Source organism: Allobosea massiliensis (assembly GCF_042655245.1).
Lineage (GTDB): Bacteria > Pseudomonadota > Alphaproteobacteria > Rhizobiales > Beijerinckiaceae > Allobosea > Allobosea massiliensis.
On the sequence record NZ_JBHSLU010000040.1, the window covers coordinates 1 to 12,619 of the forward strand.

Annotated in this window: 9 protein-coding genes; 2 read left to right on the plus strand and 7 right to left on the minus strand. The window is 68.0% G+C overall.

Translation table 11 applies throughout. From position 1 onward, the window contains the following. The 5 genes from ACFPN9_RS13735 to pncB form a co-directional block, all read right to left on the minus strand. The coding region (locus ACFPN9_RS13735) for a GTP-binding protein (RefSeq protein WP_156375624.1) at positions 1 to 100 on the minus strand (100 nt) is incomplete at its 3' end. A 124-nt stretch (positions 101 to 224) separates the two neighbouring features. Next, positions 225 to 1,970 carry a TRAP transporter large permease gene (locus tag ACFPN9_RS13740; RefSeq protein ID WP_066716946.1) on the minus strand — a complete coding sequence of 582 codons (1,746 nt, stop codon included), beginning with the start codon at positions 1,968 to 1,970 and terminating at the stop codon, positions 225 to 227. Then, a complete protein-coding gene (locus ACFPN9_RS13745; RefSeq protein ID WP_066716943.1) occupies positions 1,967 to 2,635 on the minus strand; it encodes a TRAP transporter small permease subunit in 669 nt (222 codons plus the stop codon). Before ACFPN9_RS13745 ends, ACFPN9_RS13740 begins: the two co-directional genes overlap by 4 nt. A gap of 71 nt (positions 2,636 to 2,706) precedes the next feature. After that, on the minus strand, positions 2,707 to 3,843 hold the full coding sequence (locus ACFPN9_RS13750; RefSeq protein WP_066716940.1) for a TRAP transporter substrate-binding protein: 1,137 nt from the start codon (positions 3,841 to 3,843) through the stop codon (positions 2,707 to 2,709). Positions 3,844 to 4,032: 189 nt separating this feature from the next. Further along, complete coding sequence (pncB, locus tag ACFPN9_RS13755) at positions 4,033 to 5,310, minus strand: nicotinate phosphoribosyltransferase (RefSeq protein ID WP_066716938.1); 1,278 nt, start codon at positions 5,308 to 5,310, stop codon at positions 4,033 to 4,035. 198 nt (positions 5,311 to 5,508) lie between these two features. Here pncB and ACFPN9_RS13760 point away from each other — a divergent pair, with 198 nt between their 5' ends. Then, positions 5,509 to 6,855: a nucleotide sugar dehydrogenase gene (locus tag ACFPN9_RS13760; RefSeq protein ID WP_156446410.1), complete on the plus strand. Its 1,347-nt coding sequence runs from the start codon at positions 5,509 to 5,511 to the stop codon at positions 6,853 to 6,855. A 7-nt stretch (positions 6,856 to 6,862) separates the two neighbouring features. Next, a complete protein-coding gene (gene glpD, locus ACFPN9_RS13765) occupies positions 6,863 to 8,386 on the plus strand; it encodes a glycerol-3-phosphate dehydrogenase (RefSeq protein ID WP_245282285.1) in 1,524 nt (507 codons plus the stop codon). A 146-nt stretch (positions 8,387 to 8,532) separates the two neighbouring features. On the opposite strand, the gene ACFPN9_RS13770 is transcribed toward glpD, so the two are convergent. Both ACFPN9_RS13770 and tssH read right to left on the minus strand, forming a co-directional pair. Beyond that, positions 8,533 to 9,849: a M23 family metallopeptidase gene (locus ACFPN9_RS13770; RefSeq protein ID WP_066716935.1), complete on the minus strand. Its 1,317-nt coding sequence runs from the start codon at positions 9,847 to 9,849 to the stop codon at positions 8,533 to 8,535. A gap of 16 nt (positions 9,850 to 9,865) precedes the next feature. Beyond that, the gene (tssH, locus tag ACFPN9_RS13775) at positions 9,866 to 12,604 is read right to left on the minus strand and encodes a type VI secretion system ATPase TssH (RefSeq protein ID WP_066716932.1); all 2,739 of its coding nucleotides are present in this window, start codon (positions 12,602 to 12,604) and stop codon (positions 9,866 to 9,868) included. Positions 12,605 to 12,619: the final 15 nt, after the last annotated feature.

Sequence of the window (12,619 nt, forward strand, 5' to 3'; positions counted from 1 at the left end):
TCGTGATCGCAGCCGTCAAAGACGTCTTGCCATGGTCGACGTGACCAATCGTTCCAATGTTGCAGTGCGGCTTCGTGCGAGCGAATTTCTCTTTGGCCATGACACCCTGTTTCCTGACACCGGCCCTGCGAGGCCTTCCGAAAGCGCGGTCGCATTAGGGGGTTTTGGCCGCGATTGCAAGGCGCAGGCACCCCTGCCCGCCCCCTCGCGAGCGGCCCGATGGCTCAGCCGCCATAGAGATACTCGGGCAGCCACAGCGTCAGCCCCGGCCAGAGATACATCAGCACCATGCACAGGATCACGATCAGCATATAGGGCATCATCCCCGCGAAGATCTGGTTGATCGTCACATGCGGCGGAGCGACGCCCTTGAGGTAGAAGGCGGACATCGCGACCGGCGGCGACAGGAACGCAGCCTGCAGGTTCACGAAGACCAGCACCCCCCAGAGGATCGGGTCGATGCCGAAATGCTTCAGCATCGGCAGGAAGATCGGCACGAAGATCACGATGATCTCGGTCCATTCCAGCGGCCAGCCGAGCACGAAGATGATCGCCTGCGACAGGATCATGAACTGCAGCGGCGACAGGTCCAGCGACAGCACCCAGCGCTCGAGCAGGGCCTGCCCGCCGAGCAGCGCGAACACGGCCGAAAAGATCGCCGAGCCGACGAAGAGCCAGCAGACCATCGATGTGGTCTTGGCGGTCAGGAACACCGCCTCCTTGATCTTCTTCCAGTTCAGCGTCCGGGCATGGAAGGCGAGCAGGAAGGCACCCGCTGCACCGACGGCGGCGGATTCGGTCGCCGTCGTGATCCCGAACAGGATCACCGCCAGCACGATCACCGTCAGCAGGCCGAGCGGCAGCACGGCGTCGGTCAGCATGCGGATGACCTCGAGCCGCTCCGCGGTCATGCGGGCGTAGTAGCGCAGCATCAGCGCCGCGCAGCCGAGCGCGATGGCGCCGAACCAGAGATAGAAGGCGGTGGGCGGCCCCTTGCCCTCGCCCGTCTCCTCCTGAACGAGGTCGGGCGTGCCGAGCTGCTCGATCGCCGGCAGCGCCTCGGCCGCGCCGGCCTGCTGGTGGATGACGACATACCACCAGATCAGCGCGAGCGTCCCCGCGACGAGCGTGAGCGGCACCAGCGCATAGGCCCAGGCCTGCAGCAGCGCGCCCCAGGTGAGGGGCTGTCCGTCGCGCTGGATCCCGCGCACCCGCAACGGCGAGAGCAGCGCCAGGCTCAGCGCCGGAAACACCCGGCCGCGATGCGGCTCGGCGAGCGTCCGCGTCCAGTCGGGGACCGGAACCTGCCGCTGCTCCGGCGGCAGCGCCGGCGCCACGCGCGGGTTCAGCAGCGCCCAGCCGACGATGTAGACGAGATAGAGAAAGGCGAGGAAGAAGCCGGGGAACATCGCGGCCGCGTAGAGCTTCACCACCGATTGTCCGGCCACGGCCGCATAGACGATGATCATCACCGAGGGCGGGATCAGGATGCCGAGCGTGCCGCCGGCCGTGATCACGCCCGACGACAGCCGGACATCGTAGCCCGCCTTCAGCATCGGGTTGAGGGCGATGACGCCCATCAGTACCACGACCGCGCCGACCAGCCCGCTGGCGATGCCCCAGAAGGTGCAGACCAGCAGCGTCGCCACCGCCAGCGCCGCCGGCACGTTCCGGAAGGCGAGCTGCACGGCGTAGAACATCTTGTCGACCAGCGCGCCCCGCTCCATCACGTAGCCCATCAGCACGAAGAGCGGGATCGAGATCAGGACGTCGTTGGTCATCGCCCCATAGGTGCGCTGGACCATCAGATCGAAGATGCGGTTCGCGTACCAGGCCTGGGTCGGGTCGTAGAAGGCGATATAGCCGAAGATCATCCCCAGCCCCATCAGCGTGAAGGCGGTGGGAAAGCCAAGGATGATGACGACGACGATGAGCCCGAGCATGCTCAGGCCGAGGGCGGGGTCGCTCATGGATGCCGGTCTCCGCCCAGCCCGCGCTGCCGGGCCGTCTCGTCGATGCTGTGCGTGCGTTCGATCGCGGCCTTCCGCGTCGCCTCGTCGAGATGCTCGCTCGCCGCGAGCTGCTCCTCGACGACGTCGATCTCGGCGACATCCTTGAGCCGCGCCGGCCAGGCGCCGGTCTTGAGGCAGACGACGCAGCGCGCGATCTCCGCCACGCCCTGCAGCAGCACGAGTGCGCCCGCGACCGGGATCACCGTCTTGAAGTGATAGACCGGCGGCCCGTCGGCCGTGACGTTGGAATGCTCGCCGATGCGCCAGGAATCGGCGGCATAGTCGTAGCCCGCATAGACCAGCGCGCAGATGCCGGGCAGGAAGAACAGGAAGTAGAGCGCCAGATCGAGCCCCGCCTGGGTGCGCGGCTTCATCGAGCTGTACAGGAAATCGCCCCGGACATGGCCGTTCTGGGCCAGAGTATAGGCGCCGCAGAGCATGAACAGCGAGCCGTAGAGCATGTTGCTGGCGTCGAAGATCCAGGCGGTCGGCGCGTTCAGGATGTAGCGCTTGAACACCTCGGCGCAGACCAGCAGCATCAGGCCGATGATCAGCCAGGCCGCCAGCTTGCCGAAGAAGGTGCTGACGCGGTCGCAGGCCAGAAGGACTTTCTCGACGCTCATTCAGGCCTCGCATGCGCACGCCATGGCCGGCACCGGAGGTGCGGGCCATGGCCGTTGTCGTGACTAGAGGCTCAGAGCTTGGCGGCGACGCCGTTGGGACCCCAGTAATGGTCGAAGGCCATCCTGCGGCTGACCACCGTGTCCTGCTCCCAGCGCGTCGCGCGCTTGGCGAAGGCGAGTTGCGACTGCAGGATCTCGGCGAAGAGCGGGTTCTCGGCCGCCTTCTTCTTGGCCACCTCGTCATAGAGCTCGAGCTGGCGCTTCAGGATCGCATCCGGCGTCTTGTAGAACCGCACCTTGTCCTTGGTCTGGAGCTCGACATAGTCCTGCGAGTAGCGGTCGATTGCCTTCCAGGACATCTCCGCCGAGCCGGCCTCGACGGCGTTGGCGATGATCGCCTTCATCTTGTCCGGCAGGGCGTCGAACTTCGTCTTGTTGAACATGATCTCGAATTGCTCGGCGTTCTGGTGGTAGCTCTGCAGCATGCAGACCTTCGAAACGTCGGGGAATCCGAGCACCCGGTCGGAACTCGCATTGTTGAACTCGGCCGCGTCGAGCAGGCCGCGATCCATGGCCGAGACGATCTCGCCGCCCGGCAGCGCGTTCACCGCGAGCCCCATCGCCGTGAAGATGTCGATCGAGATGCCGACGGTGCGGTATTTCAGCCCCTTCAGATCCTCGAGCTTCGTCACCGGCTTCTTGAACCAGCCGAGCGGCTGGGTCGGCATCGGGCCATAGGGGAAGGACTGCACATTGGCGCCGATCGAGGCGTAGAGCTTCGCCAGCAGCTCCTTGCCGCCGCCATATTTGTGCCAGGCGAGCAGCATGTTGGCGTCCATGGCATAGGCCGGGCCCGAGCCCCACAGCGCCAGCGCCGTCTGCTTGCCGTAATGATAGACGAGCACGCCATGGCCGCCGTCGAGCGTGCCCTTGGACACCGCCTCCAGCAGCCCGAAGGCCGGCACCACCGCACCGGCCGGCAGCACCTCGATCTTCAGATCGCCGCCGGTCATGTCGTTGACCTTCTTGGCGAAGTCGAGCGCGTATTCGTGGAAGATGTCCTTCGACGGCCATGTGCTCTGCCAGCGCATGGCGATCGGCCCGGCTTGCTGCGCGATCGCGGGCGCAGCGACCGTCGCGGCCGTGGCAACCAGCGAGGTCTTCAGGAATTTTCGACGCGATTCTCCCTTGGTCTTTGCAGACGTCATGTCTCACTCCCCTGTTGAAGCGCCGCTTATTTATTGAGGCGTCTTGACCGCAGGAGAGCAGGAAGACTTGTATGACGCAAGGGCCGCGAAGCCTCTTGCGCTAGTCATCAGACGAACGAACTATAACGCTTTCGCGAGCGGACTGTTCTTGGGCCATACCAGAGCCGGCCGGACAGGTCTGGCGCGATGTCAGCCGCGCCCGAAGACCCGCCGGTAGCGCGCCACCGCCTCCGCCTCGCCCGAGACCTTCTCGGGATTGTCGGAGAGCTTCACAGCAGGGCGCCCGTTCGCCTTGGTGACCTTGCAGACCAGCGACATCGGATCGAGCGCGCGCGAGCCGTCGGGCAGGCAGCCGACGAGATCGTTGGTGAGATCGGTGCCCCAGCCGAAGGCCATGCGGACCTTGCCGTCGAAATGCCGGTAGACCCGCTCGATCGCATCGACGTCGAGCCCATCCGAGAAGACCAGCAGCTTCTCGCGCGGATCGCGCCCGCGCTCGCGCCACCAGGCCATGATCGCCTCGCCCGCCTCGATCGGCGGCGCGGAATCGGGCCGAAAGCCCGTCCAGTCCGCCACCCAGTCCGGCGCATGACGCAGGAAGCCGCTCGTTCCGAAGGCGTCCGGCAGAGCGATCAGCAGATTGCCGCCATAGACCTGGCGCCACTCGTCGAGCACGCGATAAGGCGCGCGCAGCAGCTCGGCGTCGCTGTCGGCCAGCGCCGCCAGCACCATCGGCAGCTCATGGGCATTGGTGCCGATCGCCTCGAGATCGGCATCCATCGCCAGAAGGACGTTCGAGGTGCCGCTGAACTTCGGCCCTAGCCCCTCCTTCAGCGCCTCGACGCACCAGCGCTGCCAGAGATGGCCATGGCGCCGGCGCGTGCCGAAATCGGAGAGTTTGAGGTTCGGCAGCCTCTGCAGCCGCTCGACCTTGTCCCACATCTTCGCCTTGGCGCGGGCATAGAGCACATCGAGCGCGAACCGCTTCTGCCCGACCATGACGCGCCGCGCCCGCAGCTCGTTGATGATGGCGAGAGCCGGCACCTCCCACATCGTCGTATGGGTCCAGGGCCCCTCGAAATGCAGCTCGTATTGCCCGTCGACCCGGCGCAGCTCGTAATCCGGCAGCTGGAAATCGGCGAGCCAGGCCAGGAACTCCGGCGAGAACATCTGGCGCTTGCCGTAGAACGAGTTGCCGGCGAGCCAGATCAGCTCCTTCTTGGTGAAGCGCACCGAGCGGGCATGGTCGAGCTGGGCGCGCAGCTCCGCCTCGTCGACGATGTCCGCGAGGCGGATGTGCTTCGAGCGGTTGATCAGCGAGAAGGTGACCTGCACCTCCGGATGGAAGGCGCGGATCATCTGCAGCATCAGCAGCTTGTAGAAATCCGTGTCGAGCAGGCTGCGGATGATCGGATCGAGCCGCCAGCCATGGTTGTAGGTCCGCGTCGCGATATCGGTGACGGTCATGGCGGTTCGGGATCCGGTGGTTCGCCGCAACGGCTTGCGGGCCTCGGGCGCTTCGCGCGCATCTGACCGCCACGGCGGCGCCGGCGCAAGCCGGGCGCTCCGGTCGCGTTGACAGACCGGGTGATCTCGGCAAGGACCGCGGGCTGGCCGGCACGCCGTTTCGAACGGGCGCCGGCTTTGCGCGAACCGGAGGCGAGAGTGCAGGAATTGGCTGATGTCGCGCAGGATTTCGTCGGGAAGGTCCGTGACCGCTCGGTGGTGATCGGCGTCATCGGGCTCGGCTATGTCGGCATCCCGCTGGCGCTGGCCGCGCTCCGCCAGGGCATTCGCGTCATCGGCTTCGACATCGACCAGGCCCGCGTCGACCAGATCAATGCCGGGCGCGAGACGATCAAGCACATCCCGATGGACCTGATCGTCGCCGGCCTCGCGGAGGGCCGCTTCGAAGCGACGACCGATTTCGACCGGCTCTCCGAGCCCGACGCCCTGCTGATCTGCGTTCCGACCCCGCTCTCGCGCCAGCGCGAGCCCGATCTCTCGTTCGTCGAGCAGACCACGCGGGCGATCGGCCGGCGCCTGCGGCGCGGCCAGCTCATCGTGCTGGAATCGACGACCTATCCGGGCACGACCGACGAGCTGATGCGGCCGATCCTCGAGGAGGCCTCGGGCCTGAGCAGCGGCACGGATGTCTTCCTCGCCTATTCGCCCGAGCGGGAGGACCCCGGCAACGCCCAGTTCGGCACCTCCGACATTCCCAAGGTCGTCGGCGGCGACGGCCCTGCGGCGCTCGCCATGGCGAACGCGCTCTATGGCGCCCTCGTCGTCAGGACCGTGCCGGTCTCCTCGACCGCCACGGCCGAGGCGGTGAAGCTGACCGAGAACATCTTCCGCGCCGTCAACATCGCCCTCGTGAACGAGCTCAAGCAGGTCTATGCGGCCATGGGCATCGACATCTGGGAGGTGATCGACGCCGCCAAGACCAAGCCCTTCGGCTTCATGCCGTTCTATCCGGGCCCGGGCCTCGGCGGGCACTGCATCCCGATCGATCCCTTCTATCTGACCTGGAAGGCGCGCGAATTCGACATCGCCACCCGCTTCATCGAACTCGCCGGGCAGATCAACACCGAGATGCCCTATCGCGTCGTCGATCGGCTGGCCGAACTCGTCGACCGCCAGCTCGGCCGCAGCTTCAGCGGCGCGCGCATCCTCGTTCTCGGCCTCGCCTACAAGAAGAACGTCGAGGACATGCGCGAGAGCCCGGCCCTCAAGCTGATCGAGCTGATCGAGGCCCGGGGCGCAGAGGCCGCCTATCACGACCCCCATATCCCGGCGATCCGCAAGAGCCGCAAGCACGGCGCGCTGGCCGCCCGTCCGAGCACGCCGCTGACGGCAGACGCGATCGCCGGCTTCGACGCGGTGCTGATCGCCACCGACCATGACGATGTCGACTACGCACTGGTCGTGGCCCATGCCAAGCTCGTCGTCGACACGCGCAACGCCTGCGCCCGCCACGGGTTGACGGGTGAGACCATCTTCAAAGCCTGAGACCGGAATGACCGAGACCGGAATGCCCGAGACCGACACCCCCTACGACCTCGCCGTCATCGGCGGCGGCATCAATGGCTGCGGCATCGCCCGCGACGCGGCGGGACGCGGCGCCTCCGTCGTCCTCTTCGAGAAGGACGACCTCGCCAGCGCGACCTCCTCGGCCTCGACCAAGCTGATCCACGGCGGTCTGCGCTATCTCGAGCATTACGAGTTCCGGCTCGTGCGCGAGGCGCTGATGGAGCGCGAGCGGCTCTGGGCGATCGCCCCGCACATCATCTGGCCGCTGCGCTTCGTGCTGCCGCATCACAGGGGCCTGCGCCCGGCTTGGCTGCTGCGGCTCGGTCTGTTCCTCTACGACCATATCGGCGGCCGCAAGAAACTGCCGGCGACGCGCACGCTAGACCTTTCGCAGGATGCTACCGGCCGGCCGCTCAAGGACAACGGCGCCACCGCCTTCGAGTATTCCGATTGCTGGGTCGAGGATTCGCGCCTCGTCGTGCTCAACGCCATGGACGCCGCCGCGAAGGGCGCCACGATCCACACCCGCGCCCGCGTCGTCTCGGCCGATCGCGAGGGCGGCTTGTGGCGCATCACCGCGGAGACGAACGGCACCCGCCACAGCGTGCTGGCGAAGGCGCTGGTCAATGCGGCCGGCCCCTGGGTCGGCGACGTGCTCGGCGGCGTCGTCCGCTCCAACACCAAGGCCGCCGTCCGCATGGTCCAGGGCAGCCATATCGTCGTGCCCCGGCTCTACGATCACGACCGTTGCTACATCTTCCAGAACGCCGACGGGCGGATCATCTTCGCGATCCCCTATGAGCGCGACTTCACGCTGATCGGCACGACCGACCGCGACTATCGCGGCAATCCCTCCGACGCCAAGGCGACGCCCGAGGAGATCGACTATCTCTGCGCCGCCGCGAGCGAGTATTTCCGCGAGCCGGTGACCCCGTCCTCCGTGGTCTGGACCTATTCCGGCGTGCGCCCGCTCTATGACGACGGCGCCAGCAAGGCGCAGGAGGCGACGCGCGACTATGTCCTGACGCTCGACGCGCCGCAGGGCCAGGCGCCGCTGCTCTCCGTCTTCGGCGGCAAGATCACGACCTATCGCCGCCTCGCCGAATCCGCGTTGGAAAAGCTCGGTCCCCACGCCGCCTGGGCCGCACGCCCGGCCTGGACCGTCACCGGCACGCTGCCGGGCGGCGATTTCCCGGTCGAGGGCTTTGAGGCGCAGGTCGACGCGCTCGCTGCCGCCCATCCCTGGCTCGCCCGCGCGACCATTGCGCGGCTGGTGCGGGCCTATGGCACCAAGGCGCGCGAGATCCTGCAGGGCGCTGGCCAGGAGGCCGATCTCGGCCGCCATTTCGGCGCCGATCTCTACGAGCGCGAGGTCCGCTACCTGATGCAGGCGGAATGGGCGAAACAGGCCGCCGACGTGCTCTGGCGCCGCAGCAAGCTGGGCCTGCGCCTCTCGACGGCCGAGCAGGAGGCGCTGGAGGCCTTCATGGCGGAGGCGGCGGCCGCCTGAGCTGTTGCAAGCACAACCAACCCGTCATCCTGGACAAGCGGTGAAGCCGAACAGGCCGGGATCCATCAGAGGACGACGTCCCGCCCGATGATGGATCCCGGTCGACCAGGATGACGGCAGAGGGTCAACGTCAGGCTTTGCAGCACTCACCTCACCCCCGGCGGCAGCGAGGGCTGCGACAGGCGGGTGCCCACTTCGATGAACTTCAGCGGGTTGGTCGCCTCGCCCGCCAGTCGCGTCTCGTAATGCAGATGCGGGCCGGTCGAGCGGCCGGTCGAGCCGAGGCGGCCGATGATCGCGCCGGGCGGAACGATCTGGTCGGGCTTCACGTCGAAGGCGCTGAGATGCGCGTAGCGCGTCGTGAGCCCATTGCCATGGTCGAGCTCGACCAGATTGCCATAGCCGCCCGCGACCTCCGCCCGCAGCACCTTGCCGGCGCCGGTGGCGCGGATCGGCGTGCCGGTCTCGCCGCGGAAATCCATGCCGGAATGCATCGCCGCAGCGCCGGTGAAGGGGTCGGTGCGCATGCCGAAATTGCTGGTCGTGCTGTCGTCGCCGTCCAGCGGGCGGCGCAACGGCACGATCTGCGCCAGCTCCCGCCAGCGTCCGAAATTCGCCTGCGCCTCGCCGAGTTGCAGCACGCGATGCTCGAAGCTGCCCGGGCGCATCGTCACCGAGAGCGGGATCAGCGGCCCGCCCATCGCCTGCCGCGCTGGAGGCAGCCGGACCTTGCCGACATCGAGCCCGAGATCGGCCAGCGCCGCCCTCACCTCCTGCACCCGCCCGGCGAGGCGCAGGCCCAGCGCCGAGACCTGCTGCCCCTGAGCCTGGTCGATGCGGTCGAGCGATTGCTGCAGCAGCGTCACCCGCTCGGAGAGAGGCATCGCCTCCTCGGCCCGCAGCGCCGCCGCCGCCAGCCGCTTCTGTGGCGCCACGACGGTGGGGTTGATGCGCTCGAGGATATTGCCCTGGAACGGGTCGGCGGCGAGCCCGCCGCCCCCGCCCGGTACCTGCGCGCCGCTGTTGGGCAGTACGGGCGCGACCGCCTGGCCGGTCAGCGTGCCCAGCAGGTTCTGTCGCGCCTCGAGCTCGATCTGCCGCGCGATCAGATCGGCGAGCTGATCGTCGCCGCCACCCTCGCGTGGCGCGGCACCGGGCGCGCGCTGCGTCGCGATCGAACTGACGAGGCGACGGGTCAGGACCCGCATGCGCTCGTCATAGCTGGCCTGCAGCACCTGCTGCTCCTGCTGCAGCGCGGCCACCACCGCCTTCTCGCGATAGAGCAGCCAGGTCGCGACGCCCGACCAGGCGGTGCCGGCAAGCGCGATCAACAGCACCATGATGCGGCCGAAGCGCCCGACGCGCGTGGGCCGCCGCCGAAGGCCCGGGCGCGGCGGCTCGACCGACCGCCCGCTGCCGCCCTCCGCGCCCGGTCGGGTCTTCAGTCGCGCTGGCTGCAACATCAGCGGCCCTCTCCGTTCACGACACGGCGTAAGCAAACGCACCGTTTTCGACCGAGACCTTCGCCTCCGTCAGGGGCTTTTTCTCGAGCTGCAGGCCGAGGATCGCGCGCGAGAGCGCCGGCAGCATCGAGTTGGTGACGATGTTGTCGATCATGCGGCCGCCGGAGTCCGGGTCGTTGCACTGCGCGACGATATGGGCGACGACCGCATCGTCATAGACGAAGGCGGCGCCGTGGTTCTCGGCGATGCGCTTGCCGATGCGGCCGAGTTGCAGCCGCACGATCCCGCCCAGCATGTCCGGCGAGAGCGGGTAATAGGGGATCGTCACCAGGCGCCCGATCAGGGCCGGCGGGAACACCTTGAGCAGCGCCGGCCGCAGCGCCACCGCGATCGACTCCGGATCGGCGCGCTGCGCCGGGTCGGAAGCCATCCGCATGATCTCGTCGGTGCCGACATTCGAGGTCAGGATGATCAGCGTGTTCTTGAAGTCGATGCGCCGGCCGGTGCCGTCCTCCATCACGCCCTTGTCGAAGACCTGGAAGAACAGCTCGTGGACATCCGGATGCGCCTTCTCGATCTCGTCGAGCAGGACGACCGAATAGGGCTTGCGCCGCACGGCCTCGGTCAGCCGCCCGCCCTCGCCATAGCCGACATAGCCGGGAGGCGCGCCCTTCAGCGTCGAGACGGTGTGCGCCTCCTGGAACTCGGACATGTTGATGGTGATGACGTTCTGCTCGCCGCCATAGAGCTGCTCGGCCAGCGCCAGCGCCGTCTCGGTCTTGCCGACGCCCGAGGGGCCGCAGAGCATGAAGACGCCGATCGGCTTGTTGGGGTTGTCGAGCTTGGCGCGGTTGGTCTCGATGCGCCGGGCGATCATCGCCAGCCCGTGATCCTGGCCGACAACACGCTTGTTCAGCGTGTCCGCCAGCTTCAGCACCGTCTCGATTTCGTCGGCGACCATGCGGCCGACGGGAATCCCGGTCCAGTCGGAGACGACCGAGGCGACCGACTGTTCGTCGACATGGGCGTAGATCATGCGCTGTGCCGGATCGATTTCGGAGAGCGCGGCGAATTTTGCCGCCAGCGCCTCGCGCGCCGCGGCCGGGTCGGCTGCGCCATCCGGAGCCGGTTCGGCGGCGGGCGGTGCCTCGGCACCGGCTTGCTCGGCCGCGACCTGCTGGGCGACCTCCGCCTTCGGATCGGCGGCCGAGGCCGGCGGCTCTGCGAGCTTCGCCCGCAGCGCCTTGATCTCCTCGACGATGGCGAGTTCGCTCGCCCAGGCGGCCTCCAGCGCGGCGAGCTTCTCCTGCCCTTCGGCGCTCTCGGTCTCGATCTCGGCCAGGCGCTTGGCGGTGTCGCCGCCGAGATCCTGGTCGGCCGTCAGCGCCGCCTTCTCCTGCGCCAGCGCGGCGAGGGCGACGCGGGCATCCTCGATCGCGGCCGGGGTCGCACTCTGGCTGATCGCGACGCGGGCGCAGGCCGTGTCGAGCAGGCTGACCGCCTTGTCGGGCAGCTGGCGGGCCGGGATGTAGCGGTGCGACAGCGTCACTGCCGCGACGATCGCGGCGTCCGAGATGCGCACCTTGTGGTGCTTTTCCATCGGGCCGATCAGCCCGCGCAGCATGGTGCAGCAGCGCGCCACGTCCGGCTCGTCGACATTGACCGGCTGGAAGCGCCGGGTCAGCGCCGGGTCCTTCTCGAAATACTGCCGGTATTCCGACCAGGTCGTCGCCGCGATCGTCCGCAACGTGCCGCGCGCCAAAGCGGGCTTGAGCAGATTGGCGGCGTCGCCCGTGCCGGCCGCCCCGCCGGCGCCGATCAGCGTATGCGCCTCGTCGATGAACAGGATCACCGGCGTCGGCGAGGACTGCACCTCGTCGATCACCGAGCGCAGCCGCTGCTCGAACTCGCCCTTCATCGAGGCGCCGGCCTGCATCAGGCCGATATCGAGCGCGCAGACGCGCACGCCCTTGAGCGGTGGCGGCACGTCGCCGGATGCCACGCGCTGGGCGAAGCCCTCGGCGATCGCGGTCTTGCCGACGCCGGCCTCGCCGGTGAGGATCGGATTGTTCTGGCGCCTGCGCATCAGCACGTCGATGACCTGGCGGATCTCGTCGTCGCGGCCGAGGATCGGGTCCATCGTCCCCGTGCGGGCCTTGGCCGTGAGGTCCTGCGAGAACCGGTCGAGCGCGGTCGTCCCCTTCGCGCCCTCAGCCTGTTCGGCGCCGGGAGTCCCGGCCGCGCGCAAGCCCGAGCCGTCCATCGGCCGCAGGTTCTCCTCCTCCGAGGCCTCCCAGATCTTGGCGTGGCCGGCGGCGAGTTCGTCGACCGGGATCTTGCCGAACTCCTTGGATATGCCCGTCAGGACGCGGCGAAGGTCGTTCGACTTGAGGATGGCGACGAGCACATGGCCGGTGCGGATCTGCGTCTCGCCGAAGAACAGCGTCGCGTAATGCCAGCCGCGATCGAGCCCGTCGACGATGCTGTTGGCGACGCCGGGCATCTCCGTCTCGTTCTTGCGGAAGCCCTCGATGACCCCGCCGATGTCGGCAGCGAGCCGGCCCATGTCCAGCCCGAAATGCTGCGCCGTCAGGCCGAGATCGGTGGCGGGCCGCAGCAGGATCTGCGCCAGCCAGTGCGCCAGCTCGACATTGCGGTTGCCGGCGCCCTTGGCCTGCCGCAGCGCCTGGATGAAGGCCTCGTAGCCGACCCGGTTGAGCTTGCCTGTGACGGCTTCGAGACTGATGTCGGCCATGATGGTCTCCTCGGG